We start from the raw sequence: 26,269 nt of genomic DNA, 5'->3' as shown, positions 1-26,269 counted from the left end.
GCTATGGTGTCTTTGATTCACCCACTACTCAGAACACCATCACCGTCCTTAATCAGGGCTTTGCTGAGTATGGAGTTCCCCGCGAGATCCTGACAGATCATGGAACTCAGTTTGTTTCGGCTCGGGACCGGGAGAACGCCCGACACACGTTTGGAGAGTTCCTAGATCAACACGGCATCAAACACATCATCGCACGGGTAAAACATCCTCAGACTAATGGAAAGATCGAACGGTTCTTCGGGGAGGTTGAACGGAAAATTGTCAGGTTCGGTTCTATTGACAAGGTTGTTCGATGGTACAACGTCGTTAAGCCTCATATGAGTCTCAACTGGGATGAACCGTGTAACGTCTTCTGGTACAGATTACCCCCGGAGAGGATTTTGGACTATGCAAAGAAATGGTTATATGTGTAAAATTAATTCGGGATACCACAATTGGATTCAGTGCCTCCTTTGGCAGTCATGAGAAGGCAGAAGCGGAAAACTTCATCAGGAAAGAAGTCAATTCAACTCATGCCTACGGGCTGGATTGAGTTCATCATCCGTCGAAAGCTGGTGAACTCATCCATTGCATTAAGAACTCTCACTCTTCTAAATATATATGCGTTATTATTTGATCTCAATAACTGTTGTTAAAAAAAAATTCCTTATTTGATATCTATTTGAAAGAATACATTTCTGTGTTAATGCAATAATTTCTAACGAGGAAACACACATCTACCAGAGTTTATTATTCTCGCAAAGAATCGCATAACCTCCATCCGATGTTTGAATTATTCCTACCGCCACATTGGCAGTTACATTCGAGACGGCCATATCCCATTGCAATGACCCGTCCGGGGAAAATTTTATCATATGCAAAGTTCCTGCCTTTGCTTTACCAGGGATACTAATAACATACGGTGAAAGAAAACCTGATGAACTGGGGAATCCGGCTGATAAGTAACCCCCATCTTCAGTCTGTGTGATAAACGAACTTGTGTTATACAGGATTTGTCTGGCAACAGCATTTCCCATTCGGTCAAAAAACACGACATTGTGGGGCATCACATAACCGGGAATATCTTTGTACTCCCACTGGAGATCTCTGAATGCTGAAGGTGAGATCTCCGGGAGAGTTTCAAGCGGTGTTGCATTGATAAATGTACTATTCAAGTCCAAAACGACGGAAAATGGTTGATATGATTGATTGCGGACCACTACGATATATCCCTGGCTTTTTTTAAGTTCAATGACAGAAGTTGGTGCGTCTGTAAATCCATGTTCTCTCAATGAATGATACGATATCCCATCGACATGACTTATTGTTTTATTCGATATCAATTCGCCATCGGAATTAAACCGACAGGAATCATTGCCAGCCCCTGTGATTATTTCCCCGTTCGGGGTATTCGCTAAAGTTCCGGAATCACAATTCAATTCATAGGTTGACCTGTTCCAGACAAAATTTCCATCACGGGAAAATTTGATGAGATAGGGATAACGTCCTTGTGGATGATCCATACCATATAATACGGCCGATATCACAAAACCGCCATCAGATGTTGGAATAATTTCTTCGGCCGTATCTTCATCACCGGTATCAATTACCTTGGACCAGAAAAGTGTTGCATTGGGAGTGAGTTTGATTACTACTATATCCTTACTTGGTTTCTCATCACACCCCGCCGCCAGCAGCACCGCCACCATCACGAGTACCAGGGCAACCGCTGTATAGACAGGTCTCCTCCGGTTCTTAGGATCAAACGGGCGTGCGGTCATGCGATGAAAAAGTCGGTGCGGTGCCACAAATAGATTGCGAAATATTTTCCGGGAAAAATTGAGCGCAGGAGACCGGAATTTTTCCGGCATTTCGTCCGGCTCCTGAAAGAAAAATTGCCGGATTACCGATTGAAAAAAGCACCGCCCTCGCATTCCCCCGACGTAAAACCGACCCTCTTCGCAAACTGCCCTGTCGCCCATCCCTGCCATTGCAGATCCCTCACACTTCCGGGAGTCTGCCTCCCTCCCAATTCTCACGTTTAAAGAGGCCCAAAACGGCAGGTTTTTCGGAGCAGAATGGAACTTGTCTGCCAATCAATGCCCAAAATCACCCTCGTTGAAAATCAGGGACACAAAAAAATGCGAATGAGACACAAAATTTTCCCGGAAAAGGGCAAACGGAGGTCAAAATGGCCCCCGCTGGGCATCCCACCAGGCATACCCGGACGAGGTCCGGTCCCGGATATCCGGATCCGGAAACCCCCCCTTTTTTCATTTCCGGCGGGCTGAACTACGCCGGGAAAAGATCGGCCCGTACAGGCCCGCTATTTTAACAGGTCAAATCCCGGTTTAATCGCTTTTTTTCGAAAAATAGCCCATTAAATCAATAATTTTCCCGGCCGTTGACACCTGGCCCCCTCATCCCGGGATCAGGATCGCCGGATTGGCAATCGGAGCCCGTATAGGGCCCGGAATACCATAGCCCCTCTGGGGGGCCAGGACAGGAGGGTGGCCCACAGCCCGGACCTGCGGGAGCCCAACCGTTCATCAGAAAAAACTGAAGGTCCTGCAGAGCCGAAATCCCGGGCGTGAAAATCCGGAATTTTCTCCGGTAAAAAATCCGGAACAAATCTCCGGAGCGTAATGAAAAAATGGGATTTTTTTCCGGTTTTTCATTTCCGGAGTCCCTGAGAAAAAAATTTCCGGGAAATTCCCGGCCGCTTCAGATCTTCACAACATTAACATTCACGCTGTACCCGGTCTCGTTGCCGGTCACCGGCTCCCACGAGCGCATGTAGACGGCCGAGAACTTCTGGGTGCCGAGATCGTTTGCCACAACCACCCATGTCCGGGTCCCGCCGACCCCAACCATTCCTTCGGCTGCCTTGTCCTGCTGGTAATCGGATGACTGGATGGTAAGGCCGGAGGAGACGGTTGCATTCCACTGGAACCCGGTGGTCGGGTTCTCCTTCAGCTGGACGGCAAATCTTGTTCCCTGTGCGATATCCTCAGTCTTTCCCTTGTCGGCTTCTGTCAGGGTCACCATCTTCTTTCCCTCCGCTGCAGTTGTCTGTACGGCTACACCGCTTTTGCATCCTTCCTTGCGGAAGAGCGCCCATTCCTCGCAGGAAGTACCGTTTGTGAACGTGCACATCCCGTACTGGCCACCGGAAGCATCGGTTTTTATCTCGGTCTTTCCACCGGCCTCTCCGCAGTACACGGAAGCCGGGTTCGCCATGCCGATAGCCGGCGCAGCAGTGGTTGCTGCCGGTGCAACACCGGGCTTGCATCCTTCCTTGCGGAAGAGCGCCCACTCCTCGCAGGAGGTACCGTTTGCAAACGTGCACATGCCGTACTCCCCGCCGGATGCATCCTTTTTGATCTCAAGGGTGCCGCCAACATCCCCGCAGTACACGGACGCGGGGTTTGGCATGCCCGCCGGGGCCTGCGTGGTAACCTGCGGGGTGGCCGGTGGCGTTGCATTCTGCTGCGTGCAGCCGGCTGCAAGCACGAGGACGAGCAGCGCTCCAAGGATAAACAGCCCGGACAGGACCTGCCCGGAACGACGTAACGATGTCATGTGTATCCGTGAGAGCGGGAATGATAATAACATTTCTTAGGCTGCGGGATGATTCGCAGTTATTGGTTTTATCCCATGAGGAATCGGAGCGACTGGGGATTTCTAGTTCGGATAATCATAGAATGAACGGAAGTTCATTGATGTACAATAAAAAAAACAAATCAGGATATTAACGAGGGTTCCCCGCCTCAGGGCCCCTCGCGGGGCACGGCGGGGCCAGAGCAGGTTCGGAAAACCGCTCATTGAAGCCGCCGCGGGGCGCCCTTCGGGGCGGCGGCACATATCATAAAGGGGGTATGGGGGCATCAGCCCCCATCATTGGATCTCAGCGTGACTTTCATTGAAATTTTAAGCATGTCCCCGTGATCGAATCCGGGCTGGCGCAAGGCGGGCGATCATTTCATTGTACAATGGATTCTCATACATTTTCCGGATAAAACCCGTCCCTTTATAGATCCCCCGGATAAACACTCTCCCAGGAATTTCCCATGAAGATCTGTGTACTGAACGGCAGCCCCAAGGGAAGGCAGAGCATCACCATGCAGTACGTCCGGTTTCTCGAACTGGCATTTCCCGCCCACACGTTCGTGACCGAGGATATCGGGTTGCGGATTGCTGCCATCGAGAAGGATGAGAAAGAGTTTGCAAAGATCATCGCGTCTGTCTCTTCCGCGGACGCAGTCCTGTTCGCAACGCCGGTGTACTACCTCCTCGTTCCGGCGCAGCTCAAGCGGTTCATCGAGCTGGTCTTCACCCGGAATGCGGCATCGGCCTTCTCGGGAAAGTACGCAGCCTCGCTCACCACCTCCATTCATTTCTTCGATCACACGGCAAACGCCTACCTCCATGCAATAAGCGAGGATCTTGGCATGAACTGGGCCGGGGCCTTCATGGCAAAGTCGGAAGACCTGCTCTTTGAAAAACACCAGCGGAACCTCGTCCTCTTCGGCCAGGACTTCTTCGATACCGCGGCCCGGAGACCGGAAATACAGAAGACCTACCCGCCGGCTGACCATGAGAGCCCGGAGTACCGGCCCGGTCCTGTACCGCTGCCGTTCGATGCCGGCACAAAGAACGTCCTCATCCTGTCCGATGCGACACCCGGGTCGAACCTCGAGAAGATGGTGGGCCGGGCCGCCTCCTGTTTCGGGAAGGCCGCATCCATCGTCCCGCTCGAGGAGGCAGGAATCAAAGGGGGCTGCCTCGGCTGCTGCCGCTGCGCCTTTGACAACACCTGCATCTACACCGACGGGTTCCGTGAATTCTTTGAAGAGACGATCCAGCCGGCGGATATCATCATCTATGCCGGGCCGATCCGGGACCGGTACCTCTCGGCGGCGTTCAAGCAGTTCTTTGACCGGAGTTTCTACCGGGGCCACGTGCCGTACCTGGAAGGAAAGCAGGTGGCGTTCCTCATCCAGGGGCCCCTTTCCCGGTGCTCCACGCTCCGCGAAGTCCTGACCGCGTTTGTCACCGTCCAGGGCGCGAACCCTGCCGGCATGGTCTCGGACGAGAGCCCTGTCTCCGGGCTCACCGATGCCCGGATCGATGCGCTCTGCGGGCACGCGCTCCGGCTTGCGGAGAGCGGGTATATCGCCCCTGCCGGTTTCCCCCGCACCGGGGGGCTCAAGGTGCTCCGTGACGAGATCTGGGGGAACATGCGGGCGATGTTCAAAGCCGATCACGCATACTATAAAGCCCACGGCATGTACGATTTCCCGCAGAACGATCCTGTCAGCCGGATCCGCACCAGTCTCTTCTCCCTGCTCCTGGCACTCCCGCCGGTACGAAGGGAGGCGGAGCAGCATACGAAGGAGCACATGATCGAGCCGTTTGCCCGGGTTTTTACCGACAGTCCTGTCCTCAGGGAGCGGCTGAAAAAACCATAACCGGCCGGTTCCCGCAGCCGCACCGAAGCGGACGATCCCGGGTTTTTATTGTTTTGCCTTCCTTTTCCGGCAGGTGCCCCCGTCCGGAAGGGGATCAGAGGGGCCGCAGAACATTATCCTGCTCACCGATCTCCGCAGGAGCGATAAGCCGGATCATCAGGGGTCTTCCTTCGGGAGGTCTCACCGAGACCGTGAACACCTGGTCTGAAATAACCGGAACCTTCGGGTTGATCCGGACAACGAATTTCTCTTCAAAATCAATCCGCATGTTCCGCTCTCCCCCCAGCTGGTCGGCAACATCGATAATGCCCCAGGAGCCCGGAGGCGGGTTGCCAAAATATCCCTGTACCGGTGTCAGGATCTCGGTACGCACGGAATCCGCATAGGCGATCGTTGTACCGTTCATGTCGAGCGTTTTGATGCCCTGTGCAAGGCCGATGGTGAACGTGACGGTATCGATCGTCCCGCGGGGAACACCCTGGAGGATGACACCCTGCCCCGTGATGTTGCCGAACGTCTGGATCAGCGCTCCGGGCTGGGCACCGCTCCCGCTCACGGGTTGGGGTGGCGGTGGCGTGGTGTCCTCATCGGTGCAACCGGCAACGATGAGACATGCGCACAGGACCAGTGCGATGATCGGCAGGCAGGAGGTTCTCATGGGAGGATTTCCAGGATTGCTGAGGGTAGGATGTGAGTGGGAACTACAAAAACAATTTGGTGATCCCGGCAGGGGGAAAACCTGCCGGAACGCGCCCGTTATTTCTTGTTGAGAAAACCAAGAACGCCTTTCCTGCCCGAAGATGACGACTTCTTCCGGGGCGGAAGGCCGGCAATGTCATGCGGCTGATGGTCTTCCGATGGTGCGGGTTTCTTGCGCATCTCGTCTGCAACGAGCGGGAGATGGGAGTAACGCTTCTGGGGCATCGCGATCTGCTGGTCATGATGGAGCGGTTCCGGCTGGGCGGGAGGAGCTGCCGGGCCGGCACTCGTGTGGGCCGGCGGGACGTCGCTCCAGGGTTCCCAGTCCGATTCCGGCACGATGACCAGCGGCGCCGGTGCAGCCTGCTTCCGCTGGGTGATAACGACCGGTGCCGGGTTGGGCTGGTGGAGGATCTGCGCGGCCGGCCGGCTGAACGAGGATCCGCAGCGGTTGCAGAAAAGCGACTGGCCGGAGGGATCGGGGGCGCCGCAGGAAGGGCAGGTCATGCTCCGGGCAACCGGTTTTGGCTCAAACGTGGTGCCGCAGCGGGTGCAGAACCGCGAATGGCTGTCGATTGCCGGGCTGCCGCAGGTGCTGCAGACGACCGGGACCGGCAGGATCCGGGTGCCGCACCGGTTGCAGAACTGTGCCAGTTCGTCGGAAACGACGGTGCCGCACCCCGGGCAGACCGGGAATGCGGGCTTCTTCTCTTCGGGCACGGGAGCACCGCACCGGTTGCAGAAGAGCGCATGGTCGTCGAGCCCCGCGTGGCCGCATTGCGCACAGGTTTTGGTCATGTACTTCACTATTGATAAAACCGACAGGAGTATAAACGCTGTGATACCCCCGTGCCGCTGCCGGCTGTAACGGTTCAGGGAGTCCGGGAGGGGACCGGACTGGACGGTGGTTCCAGGGGAAGCCGGCCGGGTCACGGGGCGTTGTCAGTACCGGACGGCACCCCTTCCATAAAACCGGCTGCCCTTACCCGTGCAGGGAATCCTTGTTACCAGCGAACCGGTACCCTCCCTTTTTTACCCGCAGATCGAACCGGGCACCGGAATGCGGGCCACCGGTCTCGTGGATCGTGATGCCGGTGAGAGAGAGGATCTCCCGGGCAAGGAAGAGGCCGGCCCCGCGCTTCCTCTCATAATGCCGCTCGAAGATCTTCTCCTTCATGGCAGGCGGAATTGCCGGGCCGTTGTCTGCAAACGAGATCGTCAGCCCGTCTTCGTCCTCGCGGTATGTCAGGGAGATCTCCGTTGCGCCCTTCGCATACGTGACAACGTTTTCGGCAAGCGTGAAGAAGATGTTCTCCAGCATCGGATCTGCATAGATCTCGAGCCCGTCCAGGCTGATCGTCCGGGTGATATCCGGCAGGTTCAGGTGGGAAATACCGTACAGGAACGCGTGATGGACATTCTGCCAGCCGGGAGGATTCTGCCCCATGGTCTGGTACAGGGCAGCAAAGTTCAGGGATGCGGATATCGTTCCGACCAGTTCCCGCTCCCTGGTGACATAGTCCTTTTGGACTTCGCCGGGTATCTCTTCCTGCTGCAGCTCCAGGTAACCATTCAGCGAGAAGACCGCATTCTGGATATCCTGGAAGGTGACCGTATTGAGCAGGTTCAGTTTCTTCTGTGCCAGCGACAGGGCGTCCTCAGCAGCTTTTTTCTCGGTAACATCGCGGATCGTCCCTTCGATCAGCACCGGATTGCCATCGCTGTCCCGGATAATATGGCAGTTCACCGAGGCATTGATATAATACCCGGCCCGGTTTTTCAGCCGCACAAGGTAATCCTGCACCCTGCCGTTCCTTTTCAGTTCGTCAACCAGGGCTCTGCGCTGTTTTTCATCGGGATACAGGGCAACCACATTCGTGCCGATGAGTTCCTCCGGTTCCCAGCCGCTCAGCAGTTTCAGCGACGGGGAAGCCATCAGGATTGTGCCGTTGATATCTGTCTGGAAATACAGGTCGATAAGGGAGTTGAAGATCGAACGGAACTTCTTCTCGCTCTCGGCAAGCTCCTCCCGCTTCCGGTTCAGTTCCTCAAGGTTATTCTTCAGTTCCGCTGCGGACCGGCGCAGCTGGTCGTTTGCTGCCCTGAGTTCCTCGTTTGCATGCAGGAGATCGTCCTCGGCTTTTTTGCGGTGTATGACGTCGAGAGCGATAAAGAACAGGCCGAGCGCAACGATCGCATATGCGGCCATCCGTACCAGGATATAGATCTGCTCGTACTGCCGGTTCAAACCAAAGAGAATGAAGGTGTGGGAGATACCGAAGAGGCCGAAGGCCAGACCGATGAAGAGCGGGGTGCGGCTTTTTGTCTTCCCGTACCACCAGAGGCTCAGGGCGACAACACCGACACAGAATGCCAGGTTGATGAACGTAACCGGGTCTGCATTGAATGTCATCGGGCCTCGTCTCCCGGCAGGTACCGTGCCTCCGGGAGCGGTACCGGCAATAAATAATCATACACCCGGCCTCCTATTAAAATATTTTTAAAAAATAAAAACCCGGTGAAAATGAAATGATAATCGGTAAGACAAGCGGGTCTTTTTTTCAGGGTTCTCTTCTTCGGGATTCCGGAAGGGCGGCCTCACGGTCGAGCGTTTCAAGGAACAGGGAGAGAAACGCGTGCCGGTCACATGCGATTTTTCCTGCCGTGCCGGTATACATCAGGCCGCCGAGGTGCAGCAGTTTTGTATGGATATGGTCCACGCCATCCCGGATCTCCCCCCGGTGCTCCCCTGCCCGGATGAATGTCCGCGCTATCCCCACGGCGCCCATCGCGTCCAGCTTATCGGCATCCGACAGGATCTTTGCCTCCGGCGTTTCCGGCTCGCAGCCCGTACTGAAACGGTGGGAGCGGATCGCATGGGAGATCGCCGGAATCCGGTCTTCATCATACCCGATCGAGCGGAGATAGCGTTCTGCATGGTCTGCGCCTGCGATTTCGTGAGGGATTCCTTCCTTCTCTTCAACAGACCGTGCAATATCGTGGAAAAGGGCAGCAGGGATGAGCACATCCAGGTCTGCATGCTCCTCCTTCCCGATCATCTCGCAGAGGTGCACGACCCGCAGAACATGGTCTATGCCGTGGGATCCGGGCCGGTCCATGGTCTCCTCAACATACCGGCGCATGATTTCAATGGTATTTTTCTGATTCTGTGCCATGCCAGTATACCGGTGGAACCGGCGGGTATTTAAACCGGGGCGGGCGGTCCTTTGCAGGACGGAGAACTCCAGAGCCGCAGAGAGGCCGGGATCCTGTTTAAAGAAAAATATTCCGGGGGCTGTCCGGGTGATCTTCCCGTTCAGGAGAATGAGGGAGTCATCTTCGTATTCCATTACGTGCATTATCGGAATGAATTTCGCATGAAAAACACGCTCAGAAATAAACGATGGGAGCTGATGCCCCCATACCCCTTCAGGATAGTTGCCACCGCTTCCGCGGGGGCGCTCCCGCGGCGGCCTTCAATGAGCGTTTCCCGGAACCTGCTCTGGCCCCGCTGTGCCTTGGAGAGGCCCTGAGGCGGGGAGCCCTCATAAATATCCAGATTTCAAATAATTTTCATCATCCTGGTGAACTCCTGTTCATATGCGTTTTTCCAGAATCGCAGCTTTTTGTTAAATGAAAATCGTTATCAACAGCGCTGATGGTAAAGGAATCTGGGCCTGTTTTCCAGTGGAAATAAAGGGGTATAAAAGAATTATGAAATTGCCGGATTGAAAAAAGGGCTGGCATGCAGTGACGAAACAATGAATACAGGCAGGATTCTGGTGAAAATTCCTGCCCGCTGCTGGTTTTTCCGGATCAAATCTGTCCGGTATTTCCGGATAATATCTGTCCGGTATTTACGGTCCCGGGCAGAGAATGCCCGGTCCGCAATCCTCTTATAATTGCAGCGGTATGAGGCAATGTATGAAGATCCTCATCGTTATTGCACCGGAAAAATTCCGCGACGAGGAATTTGCCATCCCGGCAGCAGCATTGCAGAAGGCCGGCATCGGTTACGATGTGGCCTCCAAGAGACGGGGTCCCTGTACCGGGATGCTGGGGATGAAGGTCAGCGCCACCCTGTCGTTTGAGGAGGTCGATCCCAAAGCCTATGACGGGATTCTGGTTGTCGGCGGCGGCGGCGCACAGATGCACCTCTGGGATGATGACCTCCTTGCGGGGATGGTGAAGTACTTCCAGACAACTGCAAAAGTGGTTGGTGCGATCTGCCTTGCCCCGGTCGTGCTCGCCCGGGCCGGGATCCTGAAAGGGAAGAAGGCGACCTTCTTCAACACCCCGGTCTCGTTCCGCGAGATGAAGGCCGGGGGTGCCATACCGGTTGACCGGCCTGTGGTCACCGACAGCCGGATCATTACGGCGAACGGTCCTGCGGCAGCAGAAGAGTTTGCCGCGACTTTCATTAAAACCCTCACTGCGGTGGAATGGTGACCGGGATATCCCGGTCTTTCCTTTGCAAAACGGGGAATTCAGGATCCCTGGAACTCTTCCCACGTTATCAGGAGCGAGGCGACTGCCCTGACAACAGTCTCGGTATTCTCCGTTCTGAATGTTTTATCGGTAAACTCGTATGACCTGTCTTCGGTGGATCTGAGTTCGGTGATCTCCCAGAGCCCGAAGCCGTCGGTTGAGACAGCGAGGCCGTCGCGGTATTTTTTATGGCCGATCAGGAAATGGCCGTTCCCATAGTTGATGATGATATCGGTATTCTTTGCTGCCGTGAGAACGGATTTCATCTTCTCGTGCAGGTCGTACGGGGTCAGCACGTTATAGATACAGTCAGCAAATTCCTTCTTGGTCAGCATACTGTTCCCCTCATCCGTACAGTATCCTTACGTTTTTTCTCTAAGTTGAAAAAGGAATGTATTTTGGAAACCTGCAGGGTACCGGAGCGGTTTTTTGAAAAGCCGGCCGGAAAACCCGCGGGATCCGGTGCATTGCCTGCGGGCATGTTCATCCGGAGCTGCCTGCGCGCTTTGCTCGCCCGGGGCACATCTTCACGGAACCGGACGACAGCTCTCCGCCGGAGCGCGATCCTGCCTCATGCAAAAGGATAATGGCCTCTCTCAAAGAAAATCCTGTACATGAGATGTTCAGGGATACTCCTGCTGGCCGTGATGGCCTGTATCATCATCGCGGGCTGTACCCAGGTTACCGGGTCGGTCCCGTCTACTCCCACAGCCACGGCAGCATCGCCGGTCCCCACCGAACCGCCGACGCCGGTCCCCACGGTACCCGATACAACGGTTCCCGTTCCCGTGGAGACCGAAGCTCCCCGGACGGTCGTCACCATCGTCCATTATATCCCCCTTGTCAAGGATGTGAAGGACTCAAAACTCCTCTTCTCGCTGCAGGTCCCCGTGACATGGAACCCCTCAACGTACCGGCTGGCAAATCCCGAGAACTACGAAGGGTTCATGTACCAGACGGACCTCTTAAAGAACAACACGTTCTACATCCACAACTACGAGAATTACCGGAACCGTGACCAGAATTACCGTGATGAATGCAAGGCATGGGTCCCCTCGCCCAACATGACCCTTGTTACCATCAACGGCATCCTCTTCGACCGGTTCGAATCAACGGCTAACGGCACGACAAACGTGACCTATGTTTCCCGGCAGGCGAGCATGAACGATTTCGGGTACCTGACCGTGATTGCATACACGGCCGATGCCTCAAACCCGTTCGCTGTCGAGGATTACGACCGGGTTGTTTCATCGTTCCGGTATTACCCGCACGACAAGATCAGCAGCATGCCCGGCAGGGAGATCCCCTATATCATTCCCGATGAAACCGAGAGCGGAGGCACCCGGTCTGCCGTCAAGAGCAGCAGCTCGATCCAGGGAGGAAGTTCCTCGGGATCCTCCTGCCCCGCACGGAGAGGGTAATCCTTCCGTCACGGAAATCAGTCGGGCAGAATCACGCCGGTAATTCCGGCGCCCAGTTTTTGCATCCTCACAGATACCCGGGGAAGGAATAATCCGGACCTGGCATTATGTCCCCGTATCCCGGTTTCGCTTGTCATCGATGGGATGCCCGGTAACATCTCAGTATTCCTGTTGCCGGCGATCCCGTGAGACCGCACGAGCGGTGTCTGGAGAATCCGCCCCTCTCCACAAGGACGTCTCCCCGCGTGGCGACAGCCACAAGGATATTTTATCATCCGGATACACGTTTCCGTATGAAACACTCTGCCATCACCCTTGCATCTTGTATTTTTCTGTGCATCTTCCTTGCCGGGTGCACCCAGCAGGCAGGACCCGCGCCCGTGACAACGCAGGCTGTCCAGGCATCCCTCCCGACACCCGCTCCGGCGGAATCTGTTCAGGCTGCTGCGACAACCGAAGTCCCCCAACAGGTTGTTACGATCATCCGGCAGGTTTCTCAGCAGAAGGATGTCCGGGATTCCGAACTCCTCTTCACGTTCCGGGTCCCCGTGGAATGGAATATTTCAACGTACCGGATAACGACTGCCAATGATCCCGGGATGATGGAATACCGGACCACTCTCCGGGACAATAATATCTTTTACATCATTACGTACACCGTTTCCCGGAGCCAGGACCAGGCATACCGCGACCAGTTCCGGAAATGGGTGCCGGCCCCGGCCGAGACAACGGTAACGATCAACAACATCGTCTATGACCGGTTCGAGTCCTCATCCGACGGCAGGACATCCGTGGCATACGTTGCCCGCAAGGGCAGCGCGAACGAGCGCGGGTTCGCGAGCGTGCTGGTCTTTGTCGCGGACTCCTCCCACCGGTTCGAGAAAGAGGATTTCGAAGGAGTTGTATCCTCTTTCCGTTATTTCAGTGCCGGCGCTGCCAACACCACGCCCGGGCAGGAGATCGAGCGGATCAACCCGCCGTTCGAGTCCTATGCAGGCCTGAGCTCCGGGAAAGCGGGCGCTGCCTCGGCCGGTGTCAGTTCCTCCGGGGGCTGCAGCAGGTGCGGGAATTGACCTGACACTCCCTGCAATCACCGGCCGGGCATCCATCAGCAGTCCTGCGCCCCGGCCCTGTTCTCTCTTTTTCCCGGGACTGCACGGAACCAGGCCCGAAGGTTTCATTCAGGAGCACTGCCAACAACCACGTATCGGTGCTGCATGACCCAGCTTCCTGACAAGGTACTGAAACGTTTGATTGTCCCGCCCGGAACACGAATCAACCTCCGCAGGGATTACGACCCGGGGTATACCGGGGGCCTGTCCTCCCGCGGGGATGCCGGTGAACAGCTCGCAGAAGGGATTGAGCGCCTTGCAGAGCATCAGGACAAGCTCTATGCCCAGAACACGTATGCCCTGCTTATCAACCTGCAGGCCATGGATGCTGCCGGCAAGGACAGCACCATCAAGCACGTCATGTCGGGCGTCAATCCCCAGGGAGTCCAGGTGAAGAGCTTCAAGGTACCGTCCGAAGAGGAGCTGGACCACGATTACCTCTGGCGGAACTTCCTTGCCCTTCCCGGCCGCGGCAACATCGGGATCTTCAACCGCTCGTACTACGAGGAAGTCCTCGTGGTCAGGGTTCACAAGGAGTTCCTCGAACGCCAGCAGCTGCCGCCCGGCCGGAAAACCGATACAATATGGCAACGCCGGTACGAGGAGATCAACAATTTCGAGAAGTACCTCAGCGACAACGGCATTGTGGTACTGAAGATATTCCTGAATGTTTCAAAGGAGACCCAGAAGAAACGGTTCCTGGAGCGGATCGATGAGCCGGAGAAGAACTGGAAGTTCTCGGCAACCGACGTGCTCGAACGCCGGTACTGGGAGCAGTACATGGATGCGTACGAGGAGATGTTCAACCACACGAGCACGCCGTGGGCCCCGTGGTACATCGTTCCTGCCGACCACAAGTGGTTCACCCGTCTTGCGGTTGTCTCAATCATCAATGCCATGCTCGGAAGGCTGGATCTGGCCTACCCGGAAGTCAGCCCCGAAAAGAAGGAAGCCCTTATGCAGGCCCGGAGGATGCTGGAAGACGAGGAGCGGGATCCTGCCCCTCCGGACCGGAAGAAAAAGAAGCGGAAGCGCTGACGCTTCCGGCACCGTCCCTCAGTCCGCCCGCAGCGCCTCGATCGGGTCGAGATCGGCAGCCTTCCATGCCGGGTACACCCCGGAGAAGATACAGATGGCGATCCCGATCACCATCGCCATGGGGACATAGACCAGGCTCTGGAACGTGAAGAAATACTTCGTTGTTCCCACCATGATGAGAACCACCAGCCAGCCGAGCAGGAGGCTCATGATCGCGCCGATGATCGCGCCAACGAGTCCCAGGATGATCGCTTCGTAGAGGAACATCTTCCGAACCTCGGCTTTCTGGGTGCCGATGCTCCGCAGGATGCCGATCTCCCGGATCCGTTCCGTCACCGACATCATCATGACGTTGAAGATGGATGTCGCGGCAACGAGAAGCGAGATGCCGGCAATGGCCATGACGAAGGTTGTCAGGGTCCCGACCGTTGATGTGATGCTCTCCAGCATCCGGCTGCTGTCCTGGATCGTGACAACGTTCGTCTTGCGGTTCAGCTTGTCGGTGATTGCCGTTTTTGTCTCATTGACCGTGCTGATGTCGCTCACGATCACGTTGACCTGGTCGTACTCCTCCTCCCCCCCGAACAGGCCCACGTAGGCCTTCTCGGTCATGATGATGGCGTTGTCGCTGTTGAGATCCATCGACATGCCTTTTTCTTTCAGGATTCCCACGACCCGGTATTTCGCGACCGTTTCGTTCTGGGTTGCATCGCCGATGGTGACCCGGCTGCCGATGGTGAGGCCCTGCCGCTCTGCAAACGAGGGGCCGACAGCGATGGAGCCTGCGGTGTTGGGCAGCACCCCCTTATCGACGGTCAGGACCTTTGGCATGTCGTCATCGCGCATGCCGTAAATCGTGGCCCGCCCGGTATTGTCGCCGACCTGGATCTTGTCGCTGTCCTGGTACAGGGGATAGACAGTCCCGGAAGTGCCGACTGCCCGGATGATATCGTCCAGGTTATCCCGTGTCAGGTAATCCTTCGTGCTGGTCGAGGACGAGGATCTCCGCACGGTGGACGTGCTCCCGCCCCCTCCACCCGGCCCTGCGAAGAATCCCCCGCCACCACCGCCGGTATCCGCCCTCACGACAAGGACGTTGGCCATCGAGGAGAGCTGCTCGGTCACCGACATGGTCATGTTGGCTCCCATCATGCCCATGGACGAGATGGCAACGACCCCGATGACGATCCCGAGCGCGGCAAGGACCGAACGGAGGAAGTGGAGCCGGATGCTCCGGACCGAGAGCTGGAGGATGATGTCCTTTGTGAGGAAATTTTTCTTCTTCATGCTTCCGCCACCCTGCCGTCCCGGATCTGGATGATCCGCTCTGCCTGTTTCCCGATCAGGGGATCGTGCGTGACAATGACAATAGTCCTGCCCTGCCGGTGCAGGTCCTTTAACATATCCATGATCTGGCCGCCGGTCTTTGTGTCAAGGTTCCCGGTCGGCTCGTCGCAGAGGAGGATGTCCGGGTCGTTCACGAGCGCCCGTGCGATCGCGACCCGCTGCTGCTGGCCGCCCGACAGCTCGGCGGGCTTGTGCTTTGCCATCTTCCGGTCGATGCCGACATCGGCAAGAAGCCTGCTGACCCTCCCGGTGGTGTCATTCTCCCGGTGCTTGAGGATGTACGGGTACTCCACGTTCTCATACGCGGTGAGGAGCGGGATGAGGTTGAACTTCTGGAAGATGTACCCGATCGCGTTCAGGCGGAGATCGGTCAGTTCCGTATCGGACATCTTCCGGATGTTCTTCCCGGTGATCTTCAGGACGCCCGAGGTCGGGACATCGAGCCCCCCGATCTGGTTGAGGAGCGTGGACTTGCCGGACCCGGACGGTCCCATGATCGCGACGAACTCCCCGCGATTGATGCAGATCGACATGTGGTCGAGGGCAAGGACATCGCCGGATGGCAGGGGGTAGATCTTGCTCACGTCATTGAGTTCGATGACGGCTGTCTGCTGCATGACACGTGCCCGCAACGTTACTGTTCCTTCAGTTCTTCGTCATCATCGTCCTGTTTCTTCCGGAACCTGCCGGCGAACCCCTTCAGGAGGCCCTTTCTCCATGCAATGATCAGCGCGATGACGGCGATGAGGATGACCGCGATGGGGATGAGCGGTACCTGGTTCAGGCCGGAACCGAAGGAGCCGAACATGCCGCTGCGACGGTTGAACGAGGAGCCTGAGGATCCCGGAACGCTGCCCGGCATCCCTCCCTGGCCGTACGCAGTCGAGTTGCTGCTGCCATCCATCGTGAACTGCCGGCTGAACATGTTGCCGTCGCTGTCCTTGAATCTGACAATGAGCGGGACAGCACCGGGCCCTGTCTTCGAATAGGTAACCTCGAAGCTCGAGAAGTCGTCCGGCTCAAGGTTCCCGATGGCGTACTCCGGGTTCGGGTCGACCGGGGTTGCCGGGCTCCCGACCGTGACGAGGACGGACCTTGCAGCCGTGAGGCCGTTGTTGGTCACGTCGCCTTTCAGGGTAAAGGTGCTCCCGGTACTCGTGCTCTCGATATTATTGATGACAATCTCGGCGCCCTGCTTGTTGTCACCGAGGACTACCGGGAGGACAACGTCAGTGGTGTGCCTGTTGTCCCCGTTCTTGAAACTCACGTGGAACGTGACCGTGGTATCCTTCTTGGGGGTGATAAAAAACGGGACCTGAACGGACTGCCCGGCACCAAGGTTCCCGGCGAACGATTCATCGGGCGAGACCGTTGCACCGACTGTCTCCGGAACGATGAGGACATTGGTGATATTGCCGCTCCGGGAGTTGACGACACTGACATTCACCCGGTCCTTTGTATCGAGCGAAAACCGGTCGGGTTTGAGCGAGATACTTGCCCTGACGTCCGAAGAATCGATCCTGAGTTTTATCTGGGAATGGATTGCCGATGCCCCGTATACGTTGGTGGATACCGTGAAGAGCGGCAGGTAGGTGCCGTCGCTTCCGGTTGCGGTGACCACAAAGTTGAATTCGATGGTCTCACCGGGGCCGATGGACGTTGCCGTGGCAAAATCCCCGATATTAATAACCTTAAGATGGGAATCAATCAGGTTCGGCTGGGATACCGACACAGAGGTGTTGGCAGCGTTCGTCACATACACGGTCACGGTTCCGGTCTCGCCCGGGTAAAAGACCTCCGGGGATATCTCATAGCCTGATACGTACACGAGCGCCGCTGCGTCGAGAGGGTTTGTTACGGAGATCATCGTTCCCCCGGACGACTGCGCAGCGCTGGCCACGGCAGAACCGGCGAAGAGAAGCAGGATGCTGATGAGGGCTAGGGAGTGCAGCCTCAGAGCAGTGCCTTCCGCTCGTTTCCGTACGATAGATCTCTCTGACACGGTATCATGGTTTTGTGCAAATCTCGTTCCAGGGGAATATTCGCGGGACATACTTCACCAGCATGTGCGTGTTGGGGCACACATTATGTAAAGAAAATTTTACATTTTGTCATATATACTTTTTGTTTTCAATGGTATTTTTTACAAAACAACACGCCGTGTTCAGGACGATTGCAGCGGTTGCGCTGCCGGAATCCTCCCGGGACGCGCTGGTGACCCCATGTCCGGATTCAGTCAATCCCGACCGTGATCGGTGATGCCGCCTCGTACTGGAATACGTCTTCGATGGTGACGTTGAAGGTACGGGCGATCCTGAATGCAAGATCGAGAGATGGCACGTATTTTCCCTTCTCGATGGCAAGGATCGTCTGCCGGGTAACCCCGATTGCCTGTGCAAGATCCTCCTGCGTCATGTCGTGCATGGCGCGGAACACCTTGATCTTATTCTTCATCGGTCTCCCAGTCCCCGTATTTGCGGGCATAATAAATCCTGAACGCAACGTACAGGAAGATCATCAGGCAGAGCAGGAAGAGCTGGAAGAACCCCATGAGCCGCGGGCCGAGGATCACCGGGGGGCGGCTTGCGGCATTCGTGAAATGTTCCTGGGGAAACGACGGGATGTACAGGATCTGCATGACGGCACCGATGGAAAATGCGCACAGGATCACCCAGAATACCTGGAAAGTCCGGACCGCAGCCTGTTCGGTTATCCGGGTAGTGCGTTCGTCCTCAATAAAATCGGTCACCTTCGTCCGGATAAGATAGATAAGAACGATCGCGACAATGAATGCCGCCTCGGTGATGAACCGGATATGGTGTTCAACGGAATACCAGAAGACGGCGAGCAGCGCGAGCGCGATACAGCCGACAATCAGGTAAAAAGAGTTCTTCTTCATGCAGTCCCTTTGTTTGGTATATATGACATTTTGTCATATATAGTTGACTACAGGAGACCTGTCGCCGAGCTGGAGGTGCAGCAGGCTACGGATCCTGTGAAGGTGGTGGAGAATATCACCGCTGCAGGTTATGGTGCCGGCAGTACTGAGGTAATCCTGCGATTCCCGTGCCTGTTTTGTATCGCATGGCAGAAAAACCTGAACAGAAAAAAACCCTTATTCATCATCCGCTCAAACAGGTACCCTGAGCAGGACCCGGAGATTCTCCGATATTTCAGGGGATACCAGTCCGGGTGCCGATCGGACGGAACGCATGGGAATTCAGGAAGCAGCAGAGATGGATACTGTTCTTATCGTTGACGACAGTTCCTTTATTGTCGAGGGACTTATCTCATTTCTTAAAAAGAACTACCGCCCTCTTGCTGCATATGGCGGTGCCGAGTGCCTTGAAATCCTGAAACACGAGATCCCTGCGGTCATCATCCTCGATATCATGATGGAGCCGATGGACGGCTGGGAGACCCTTTCCCGTATCAAGGAAGATCCGCGGACCCGCCACATCCCTGTCCTCATGTTCTCGGCAAAAAAGATCAGCGTGGAGGAGGCGGAGAAGCACCGGATCAGCATCGATGATTTTATCACGAAACCGGTCTCCCCCAGAAAGATCATCGAGGCGATTGAGAAGGTCCTTGCCCGCCGGGACACCAACCGCCTGGTTGTCGAACGGTGGCAGGCAGCAGGCATCCCGCAGGAGAAGATCGAGGAGTATCTCTCGCTGACAACGAGCCTCGAGGTGGATCTCAGCCTCTGCCAGAACATGCGGATCCAGTACGATATTGTCCCTCACCCGGAGAATGAGCAGGAAGAATTCCGGGCGGTGATGGATGCTGTCGACGAGCGGATCCGGCACGAACGCGAGCTGATCGAGTCACTGGCCCGGGAGATGAACCGGATCGTTGAGCAGCAGGTGAATGCCCCGCAGCCTGTTGAACTCCGTATCGTTTCTGAGCCGCAGGATGCATCCTCCCCCTTACCCGTACCTGAACCCCTGCCTCTTCCGGATGAATCCCGGGATACCGATATGCCGACAGGCGGAAGCCCGTCGGTGCTCCCGAAATCGCATGGATGCCCTGCGCAAACGGAAGAATCATCGGTTCCGTCCCCGGTGGATGCAGGCACGGGGCCAGTCCCTGCGATACACGAGGTGCCGGCAGAAGACGTTCCTGAAGTACCACCATCCATGTCGTCGGATTGCGTTGAAACGGAAGAAGACCGGCGTGAGCCTGCGGAACCTGAAAAATCCGCTCCGGCAGCCGGCGGGACTGTGCCGGCGCACCGCCCCGTGGACCAGACGGCGGTGATAATGGAACGGAGAGTAATCCCGGCAGAACTTGACCTGCCTCCGGATACCGCTGCCGGGTCTTCCATGAACGGGGCAGGTACCGACGTACCCATGCCCTGGGATACCGGCCGGGAAAGGAGACAGCGCTCTGCCATGCCCCTGACAGAAAAACCGGATAGCCCGAAAAAACCGGAGATGGCATCACACGCTCCGGGCATCCTTGGCCGGATCCTATCGTTTATCCGGTCCCTGGCTGGCGGCCGGGGATAAGGCCGGGCTCCGGAACCAGACTGCCGGTGCATCTGTGCCTGGAAAAATCCCGGGAGCTGCGACCGCAGGGACACGGGACGGTTTTTTCTGCAACAAAATTTGGGGATATCCCAAACATTCATCTGGATCGCCGCATAACAGGAACCCCATGGAGATCCGTGACGGTCTCGGGCTCTCGCCCCGGAAGGTAACATACCTGAAGTATATCGCCGGATGCAGCGGTGCGGTCAGGACGAGTGAGCTGGCGGTCCGGTTCGGCGTTGATCCGTCTACGGTTACAAAGACTCTCGGCGAACTTGCCGACGCCGGCCTGCTTTCCCTGACCCCGTACCATGGTGCCGTCCTCTCGCAGTCTGGCCGTGAGTATGCCGGGTTTCTGACCAAGCGGCACCGGATCCTTGCGCTGGCCCTGACCCATTTCGGCCTGAGCGATGAGGAAGCCTGCGCGGAAGCCAGCCGGTTCGAGAGCCTTGTCTCGAAGGGTGCTATCGACCGCATGTGTCGTGCGATGGGCCATCCCCAGAATGGTGCCTGCGGTGCCATAACCCACGATACCGGGTGCCTTGGAGCCGGCACGGGATCTCAGGATCCTGTCCCGGGTGAGCCGGAACAGGGGGGGCAGCCGTGAGTTCCGCGATGCTCTCCCCCCATATTCCTGACCTTGACCTGATCACGTATTACTCCGAGAGAAAAGACTCGCTCTTCTCCCGCATGAGCCCGTGGACAAAAGCCTGCCTGTTGTTCTGTATCGTCGCCCTTGTCACCGTCATCCGCGATCCTGCCTGGCTGCTCGGGCTGTACCTCATCGTCCTCCTCCTCTACCTCACTGCCGGGCTTCCCGCAGGAAAACTGGTGCAGTGGTATGCCATCCCGATCCTGTTCGTTGTCTCGCTCGCCGGGCTCATGATCTGGAGTGTTCCCGGGACGCCGCTCTTTGCCTTGACCTGCTGCAGCATCACGCTTGTGCTGAGCGATAACGGACTCCTCCTTCTCATCACTCTCGTAATAAAGGCAATTATCACCGTTACATACTCCCTCTTTTTCCTGATGACCACCCGGTACCGGCACTTTGCCGGCCTGATATCCCGGGTGTTTCCCGCTCCGATCGACCAGATCTTCCTTTTGGCATACCGGTTCCTGTTCCTCACCCTTGCCATGACGGCGTCCCTGCTCAAGTCAGTCCGCTCCCGGGGTGGCAGCCTTGCCCGGAGCCTGCGGGTGCAGGGACGGCTCTTTGCCAGCGTATCTGCGCTGGTCTTCATCAGGTCCTTCGAGCGGGGCGAACGGGTGGACAAAGCGATGAGCTCCCGGGGCTTTACCGGGACCTATCCCCTCTCCGGGGATGTTCCCCTTCCCGGGTTTCCGGAGTACGGCCTTCTGGTCGTGAGCGGTGCTGTCGTCATCGCGGCAGTTCTTGCATCGCCATACCGGGGGTGGTGATTCGATGACGATTGTCCGGAGGAGTCCGGAAGCCCCTCACTGCCCGCCGCTCGATCGCGACCGCGAACTGATCCACGTGGACTGCGCAAGCCATACCTATCCTGACGGGAGCATTGGCATCCACGACATGTGTTTTTACGTGCTGAAGAACGAGATCGTTGCCATCTGCGGCCCGAACGGTTCCGGCAAGTCTACCCTGATCGAGCACCTCAACGGCCTCCTGCTCCCGGCTCAGGGGTCCATCTGGGTGAACGGGCGGGTGATCTCCGGAGGTGCTCAGGCCGGCCTCTGGAAGGAGGTGGGTGTTGTATTCCAGCGATCTGAGGATCAGCTCTTCGCACCAACGGTTCTTGACGATGTCATGTTCGGGCCGCTCAACCTGGGTCTCGCACCGGACGAGGCCCGGGCACGGGCAATGGAATCCCTGAAGGCAGTCGGTGCAGCGGATCTTGTCGATAAAATCCCCAATTACCTGAGCGGCGGCCAGAAACGGCTCGTCTCCATTGCAGGGATCCTCGCCATGAAACCGATAGTGATCGCCATGGACGAACCCACGTCGGATCTCGACCCGGTTCATGTCGCGATCATCGAGGAGATCATCCTCGACCTGAAGGAGAAGCACGGGATCAGCGTCGTCATTGCAACCCACGACATGGACCTTGCCGCCCGGATCGCCGACCGTATCTGCCTTGTCAGGGACGGGGCGGTCTTTGCCGAAGGCCTGCCGGAAGAGGTCTTTTACGATCCGGCCCTCATCGCCGAAGCCGGGCTGAACCTCCCTGCTCCCGTACAGGCATACCTGGATCTCTGCCATGCTGCCGGTATTGCCCCCGCAGCCCGCCCGCTGAAGACCGGGGACCTCGTTGCAGTACTGGGGAAGATCATGTCCGGCAGGCAGGCCGGATCGTAATTTGGGGCAACCCCAAAATTTTTTCATAACATTCAATACAACCGGGGGCGATGGTAATCCGGAAAATACGGGATCCTCATGGCACATATTCATCTCGAAGACGGTGCATTCTCTCCCTTCTGGGTGATTGTCTGGTGGGCGGTCGCCCTGGCTATCATCGGGATCGCACTGTTCCTGATCCGCAACCAGCGCAAGCCCGACAACCGCCGGATCACCCTGGCTGCGTTCTGTGTCGCAGCAGCGTTTGTTATCTCGCAGGTCGAGGTTCCGATCGCGGCCGGGGTGCATCTGAGCCTGACGCCGCTCATCGCCATTCTCACCGGCCCGGTTATCGGGCTTCTTGTCGTGTTCATCGCCAACATCCTCTCCGCCGCGATCGGTCACGGCGGCTGGGGGATGATCGGGGCAAATACCCTTGTCAGCCTTTCAGAGATCCTCGTTGCGTATGCTATCTGGCGTGGACTGAAGCCCTTTATCGAAAATGTCTTTGCCCGGGCTGTTGCCGCGACCCTCTCCGGCCTGATCATCGGGAACTGTGTCATGATGGGGATCATCGGCCTCTCCGGGATCCAGGGCTCGGGCCTCTCCATGGAACAGGTGATCACCTCGCTTTTCCTCATTGCGTCGATCAATGTTGCCGTGGCGGTCATCGAGGCGTTCCTGGCCGGCCTTGTTGTCCTGTATATCGGGAAGATGCGGCCGGACCTGGTTGACCGGTAACCGGATGATATGAGAAACTGAAAATCACCCGCTGCATGTGTCCACTCCCCCCGGAGCGATGAAAAGTACCCTGATAATGGCAGAAAAAATGTCGGGAGACGGTACTGCGGACCGGTCATTCCGACCGTCCCGCAATCCCGGGTTGTTGTACTGTCGGGGTATCCTGCTGCCTGTACTCTGCCGGAATCCTATGAGATCCCGTGGGCTTTCAGCCAGCTGACCAGCTCGCTGACCATGCTGTTTCCGGAATCATTCCGGTTGCCTGCCTGAGGCTGGCCGCTGCCCTGCCATCCCTGCCCGTTCCCGCTGCCCTGCCGGGGCGGCTGATCGGGCGGGGTCATATTGGTTACGTTCATACCGGTCATGTTCCCGCGGGGGCCGTGCCATCCGGTCATGTTCATGGCAGTCGCATTATCCGGGTCACGGTCCGGTTTCTCCGGCAGGGCCATGTTCGTCCTGTTCATGAAGCCTGTCATGTTTCCCCGGTCCATTCCCTGCGGACGACCGCCCTGCCCGGGCCCGGCATTGCCTGCCCGGTCGCCCTGCTGGAAGAGACCGTTACCGTTGAATCCCTGCCCGGAACCCGACTGTCCCGGGCCCATATTCTGCGGGGCGTGGTTCGTATCCTGTCCTGCTCCTGCTGCAGCAGCCATGGGTGCAACAACCATGGCAGCACACCAGAAGACTGCGATCATCAGGCCGAGATGCCTGAATAGTTGCATGGTGTGTTTCCTCCTTTCGGCAACCGGCTCCCGGGCCGGTCTGCCCGCATACCTGTCCCCTCAGTCTGGTATATATTCGGACCATGGAACCGGTCAAGTCCATCCCGGCCTGCGGGATATATTGAACCGGGCGGTGAATATAACCGGAGATACGTCAGCATTGGCCGGTTTCGGCAGACTGTCAGGGAAAAAGGTACAGGAAAGGTCTGATGTCCCACTCGCCAGTTTCAGGTCCGTTTCAGAGTATCCTGCCCCGGATCGAGATCATCGTCTCTTTAACCGGTACCTTCTTTCCTGCGTTCTCAAGCGCCTTCTCCACAACATACCGCACGCCCCCGCAGCAGGGCACTTCCATGCGGGCGACAGTGATGGATCTGATGGTGTGCCGTGTGAAGATCTCCGCGAGTTTTGCGATGTATCCTTCGACATCCGCGTCCAGTTTCGGGCAGAAAATGATGAGGATCTTTCCCCTCAGGATGTCGTCGTGAAATCCGGCGTACGCGAACGGCACGCAGTCCGCCGAGACGAGCAGGTCTGCGTTGTCGAAATACGGTGCTGCGGAATTGAGGAGGCTGAGCTGGACCGGCCACTGCCGGAGCTCTGATGAGGCCTCCACGCCCGCGGGCTGGCGCGGCATCCGCTGCCCGTTTCTTTCTCGGAGGATACTCTGCGCTGCAGTGCCCGGGCACCCGGCAAAGGGATGGACGGAGTGCGGGCCGGGGGGAGGACAGACCCCTTCACCCATGCGCCCGGCAGCAGGGGGGCAGGTTTCGCGGGAAGCGGCCCGTGCCCCGCGTTCCGGCGGGGTGTGGTCCGGGATCGGGATCGCGTTCTCGATCAGGTACTCGACAGCCTGGTTGTAGAGATTGGTCTGGCCGTGCCCCGCGAGATGTTCGAGATGTGCCCTGATTACGGCACTACCCTGTCGTGCAATGGTGGCCATCACCGCCTTCTCATCGTATGGCACGGCCTCGCGTTCGATAACGCTGATTGCTCCTTCCGGGCAGGTGCCGATGCAGGCACCGAGGCCGTCGCAGAAGAGGTCGCTGACCAGCCGTGCCTTCCCGTCGATGACCTGCAGCGCCCCCTCCGGGCAGTCCGGGATGCATCTGCCGCATCCCGTGCATTTCTCTTCATCGATACTGATGATCTTCCGCCTCACAGTGCATCTCCCAGGCGATTGAACCCGATCAATCGTATCTCGTTCTGTGCATCCGGGTTAATAGAGTATGGTATCGTGCGTATCGCCGCAGGGAGTACTGAAACCGGAATTCCATTTTTTCCGTCCTGCAAAGGCATCCCGGGTATAGAAAAAAGGGAACCGGATTTACCTGAATCCGGTTACTGCAGCCTACAAATACTGGGGTAACTGGAACACTGCAATCTTCCCGTCACCGAAATCATATTTGAATTTCAGGAAGGTTGCATCCGGTGCGATGATGAATGCCATGTTGCCGGTCCTGTTCTCAAGGGGCGGGACAGTCTTCCCGCTCAGGTAAAACGGACTCTCCAGCATGGGATCGTCAGAAACCTGGTCAAAGGCAAAACTCCCGGCATCCTCGACGGTCATACCCCTGAGGTTCACTTCCGTTGTTGCATTCAGCTGGAGATTCTCGTACGTGATATTCAGGATCAGGTATTTTTTCCCGATGGCATTGCTCGGGGTGGGATCTTTCAGCTTATCCTTGAGGCTGTATCCGTGCAGGGTCAGTTTTCCCTTCCCGTCCGTTGCAGTCTCTCCAATGGAGAAGGATCTGGACGCGTCGATGTTGGACACGGGTTTTGTCACCGAAGGCGTCACGCTGGCCGTCACATTCGCTGAGGTATTCGCTGCGGAGGTCACGGTCGCATTGACCGCCGGTGTGGCAGACACGTTCGTTGTCCCGTTCGCTGGCGGGACCGGGGCAATCGTGGTCTTTTCTGGGGCCGGCGTTATCTTCAGTGTCGGGGATGTCGTGACGTGCTTTGTCGGGACTGCGGTTGCGGGTGCCTGTTCTTCAGCGGGAGGTGCCGGTACTGTTGCATTATCTTTACCAAATCCCGGTATCATGCCGGTCACGAACCCGGCAACAACGGCAATGATGATAATCGCAACAAGGGCAATCGCGCCAGCGGCGATAACGGACTTCCGGTTGCTCTTTCCTGACGGTGGTTCATCCGCTGCAGGAATATCATCCGCAACAGGTGTACTGGCAACGGCAACGGGCAGTGGGGCGGGGAACCGTTCCGGTTCGGGAACCTTTGGGGGAACGGGGACCGGTTCGGGTTCAGGGATTTTCCGTGGTGCCGGTTCTGGCGGTTCAGGCCTGCTCATATGCTCCAGGCATGCATCGCAATAATCCGTGTCCTCATATGCAAGCGGGGCTCCGCAGGACAGGCACCGTTTACGGGCCAATACAGGCGGGGGAGCC

At 57.1% G+C, this 26,269-nt stretch carries 26 protein-coding genes; 11 read left to right on the top strand and 15 right to left on the bottom strand.

Going from position 1 to position 26,269, the window contains the following annotated elements; all coding sequences use genetic code 11:
- On the top strand, nt 1-413 hold a 413-nt coding region (locus A4E33_RS05080), incomplete at its 5' end, for an integrase core domain-containing protein (RefSeq protein ID WP_292346604.1).
- 303 nt (nt 414-716) lie between these two features.
- On the opposite strand, the gene A4E33_RS05075 is transcribed toward A4E33_RS05080, so the two are convergent.
- Nucleotides 717-1,970: a hypothetical protein gene (locus A4E33_RS05075; protein WP_292346603.1), complete on the bottom strand. Its 1,254-nt coding sequence runs from the start codon at nt 1,968-1,970 to the stop codon at nt 717-719.
- Nucleotides 1,971-2,703: 733 nt separating this feature from the next.
- On the bottom strand, nt 2,704-3,561 hold the full coding sequence (locus A4E33_RS05070) for a DUF333 domain-containing protein (protein WP_292346602.1): 858 nt from the start codon (nt 3,559-3,561) through the stop codon (nt 2,704-2,706).
- A gap of 488 nt (nt 3,562-4,049) precedes the next feature.
- On the opposite strand from A4E33_RS05070, the gene A4E33_RS05065 reads away from it, so the two are divergent.
- The gene (locus A4E33_RS05065; RefSeq protein WP_292346601.1) at nt 4,050-5,450 is read left to right on the top strand and encodes an NAD(P)H-dependent oxidoreductase; all 1,401 of its coding nucleotides are present in this window, start codon (nt 4,050-4,052) and stop codon (nt 5,448-5,450) included.
- 94 nt (nt 5,451-5,544) lie between these two features.
- Here the strand turns inward: A4E33_RS05065 and A4E33_RS05060 are convergent, their stop codons facing one another.
- From A4E33_RS05060 to A4E33_RS05045, 4 genes are all read right to left on the bottom strand, one after another.
- On the bottom strand, nt 5,545-6,108 hold the full coding sequence (locus tag A4E33_RS05060; RefSeq protein WP_292346600.1) for a hypothetical protein: 564 nt from the start codon (nt 6,106-6,108) through the stop codon (nt 5,545-5,547).
- 98 nt (nt 6,109-6,206) lie between these two features.
- On the bottom strand, nt 6,207-6,947 hold the full coding sequence (locus tag A4E33_RS05055) for a zinc ribbon domain-containing protein (RefSeq protein ID WP_292346599.1): 741 nt from the start codon (nt 6,945-6,947) through the stop codon (nt 6,207-6,209).
- Nucleotides 6,948-7,131: 184 nt separating this feature from the next.
- Nucleotides 7,132-8,562 (bottom strand): PAS domain S-box protein, encoded by a 1,431-nt coding sequence (locus A4E33_RS05050; protein ID WP_292346598.1) that lies wholly within the window; start codon nt 8,560-8,562, stop codon nt 7,132-7,134.
- A 148-nt stretch (nt 8,563-8,710) separates the two neighbouring features.
- Nucleotides 8,711-9,325, bottom strand: coding sequence for an HD domain-containing protein (locus A4E33_RS05045; protein WP_363053835.1), 615 nt, complete (start codon nt 9,323-9,325; stop codon nt 8,711-8,713).
- 748 nt (nt 9,326-10,073) lie between these two features.
- Here A4E33_RS05045 and A4E33_RS05040 point away from each other — a divergent pair.
- Nucleotides 10,074-10,598, top strand: a complete 525-nt coding sequence (locus A4E33_RS05040) for a DJ-1/PfpI family protein (RefSeq protein WP_292346597.1) — start codon at nt 10,074-10,076, stop codon at nt 10,596-10,598.
- Between the two features lie 38 nt (nt 10,599-10,636).
- On the opposite strand, the gene A4E33_RS05035 is transcribed toward A4E33_RS05040, so the two are convergent.
- Complete coding sequence (locus A4E33_RS05035) at nt 10,637-10,972, bottom strand: hypothetical protein (protein ID WP_292346596.1); 336 nt, start codon at nt 10,970-10,972, stop codon at nt 10,637-10,639.
- Between the two features lie 279 nt (nt 10,973-11,251).
- On the opposite strand from A4E33_RS05035, the gene A4E33_RS05030 reads away from it, so the two are divergent.
- From A4E33_RS05030 to A4E33_RS05020, 3 genes are all read left to right on the top strand, one after another.
- Nucleotides 11,252-12,058: a hypothetical protein gene (locus A4E33_RS05030; protein ID WP_292346595.1), complete on the top strand. Its 807-nt coding sequence runs from the start codon at nt 11,252-11,254 to the stop codon at nt 12,056-12,058.
- A 293-nt stretch (nt 12,059-12,351) separates the two neighbouring features.
- The gene (locus A4E33_RS05025) at nt 12,352-13,131 is read left to right on the top strand and encodes a hypothetical protein (RefSeq protein ID WP_292346594.1); all 780 of its coding nucleotides are present in this window, start codon (nt 12,352-12,354) and stop codon (nt 13,129-13,131) included.
- A gap of 144 nt (nt 13,132-13,275) precedes the next feature.
- Nucleotides 13,276-14,208 (top strand): polyphosphate kinase 2 family protein, encoded by a 933-nt coding sequence (locus A4E33_RS05020; protein WP_292346593.1) that lies wholly within the window; start codon nt 13,276-13,278, stop codon nt 14,206-14,208.
- A gap of 18 nt (nt 14,209-14,226) precedes the next feature.
- On the opposite strand, the gene A4E33_RS05015 is transcribed toward A4E33_RS05020, so the two are convergent.
- From A4E33_RS05015 to A4E33_RS04995, 5 genes are all read right to left on the bottom strand, one after another.
- On the bottom strand, nt 14,227-15,495 hold the full coding sequence (locus A4E33_RS05015; RefSeq protein ID WP_292346592.1) for an ABC transporter permease: 1,269 nt from the start codon (nt 15,493-15,495) through the stop codon (nt 14,227-14,229).
- A complete protein-coding gene (locus A4E33_RS05010; RefSeq protein ID WP_292346591.1) occupies nt 15,492-16,172 on the bottom strand; it encodes an ABC transporter ATP-binding protein in 681 nt (226 codons plus the stop codon). Before A4E33_RS05010 ends, A4E33_RS05015 begins: the two co-directional genes overlap by 4 nt.
- A gap of 17 nt (nt 16,173-16,189) precedes the next feature.
- Nucleotides 16,190-17,557, bottom strand: a complete 1,368-nt coding sequence (locus A4E33_RS05005) for a hypothetical protein (RefSeq protein ID WP_292346590.1) — start codon at nt 17,555-17,557, stop codon at nt 16,190-16,192.
- A 230-nt stretch (nt 17,558-17,787) separates the two neighbouring features.
- Nucleotides 17,788-18,009: a helix-turn-helix transcriptional regulator gene (locus A4E33_RS05000; protein ID WP_292346589.1), complete on the bottom strand. Its 222-nt coding sequence runs from the start codon at nt 18,007-18,009 to the stop codon at nt 17,788-17,790.
- Entirely contained in the window at nt 17,999-18,454 is a 456-nt protein-coding gene (locus A4E33_RS04995) for a DUF2178 domain-containing protein (protein WP_292346588.1), read from the bottom strand. The genes A4E33_RS05000 and A4E33_RS04995 overlap by 11 nt, the downstream gene beginning before the upstream one ends.
- A gap of 337 nt (nt 18,455-18,791) precedes the next feature.
- Between A4E33_RS04995 and A4E33_RS04990 the strand changes: the two genes are divergently transcribed.
- The 5 genes from A4E33_RS04990 (at nt 18,792) to A4E33_RS04970 (ending at nt 23,136) form a co-directional block, all read left to right on the top strand.
- Entirely contained in the window at nt 18,792-20,066 is a 1,275-nt protein-coding gene (locus A4E33_RS04990) for a response regulator (RefSeq protein WP_292346587.1), read from the top strand.
- Between the two features lie 148 nt (nt 20,067-20,214).
- Complete coding sequence (locus A4E33_RS04985) at nt 20,215-20,694, top strand: metal-dependent transcriptional regulator (RefSeq protein WP_292346586.1); 480 nt, start codon at nt 20,215-20,217, stop codon at nt 20,692-20,694.
- A complete protein-coding gene (locus A4E33_RS04980) occupies nt 20,691-21,506 on the top strand; it encodes an energy-coupling factor transporter transmembrane protein EcfT (RefSeq protein ID WP_292346585.1) in 816 nt (271 codons plus the stop codon). The genes A4E33_RS04985 and A4E33_RS04980 overlap by 4 nt, the downstream gene beginning before the upstream one ends.
- 4 nt (nt 21,507-21,510) lie before the next feature.
- On the top strand, nt 21,511-22,416 hold the full coding sequence (locus A4E33_RS04975; protein WP_292346584.1) for an energy-coupling factor ABC transporter ATP-binding protein: 906 nt from the start codon (nt 21,511-21,513) through the stop codon (nt 22,414-22,416).
- Nucleotides 22,417-22,494: 78 nt separating this feature from the next.
- Nucleotides 22,495-23,136 carry an energy-coupling factor ABC transporter permease gene (locus A4E33_RS04970; protein WP_292346583.1) on the top strand — a complete coding sequence of 214 codons (642 nt, stop codon included), beginning with the start codon at nt 22,495-22,497 and terminating at the stop codon, nt 23,134-23,136.
- A 188-nt stretch (nt 23,137-23,324) separates the two neighbouring features.
- Here A4E33_RS04970 and A4E33_RS04965 read toward each other — a convergent pair whose 3' ends face one another.
- From A4E33_RS04965 to A4E33_RS04955, 3 genes are all read right to left on the bottom strand, one after another.
- Nucleotides 23,325-23,858 (bottom strand): hypothetical protein, encoded by a 534-nt coding sequence (locus A4E33_RS04965; RefSeq protein WP_292346582.1) that lies wholly within the window; start codon nt 23,856-23,858, stop codon nt 23,325-23,327.
- A 238-nt stretch (nt 23,859-24,096) separates the two neighbouring features.
- A complete protein-coding gene (locus A4E33_RS04960; RefSeq protein ID WP_292346581.1) occupies nt 24,097-25,020 on the bottom strand; it encodes a 4Fe-4S binding protein in 924 nt (307 codons plus the stop codon).
- A gap of 189 nt (nt 25,021-25,209) precedes the next feature.
- Complete coding sequence (locus A4E33_RS04955; RefSeq protein ID WP_292346580.1) at nt 25,210-26,172, bottom strand: DUF4352 domain-containing protein; 963 nt, start codon at nt 26,170-26,172, stop codon at nt 25,210-25,212.
- Between the last annotated feature and the right edge of the window lie 97 nt (nt 26,173-26,269).

Origin of the sequence: Methanoregula sp. PtaB.Bin085 (assembly GCF_002067035.1) — an archaeon.
In the GTDB taxonomy this organism is placed as follows: domain Archaea; phylum Halobacteriota; class Methanomicrobia; order Methanomicrobiales; family Methanospirillaceae; genus Methanoregula.
This window is presented reverse-complemented; position numbering and strand designations above follow the sequence as displayed.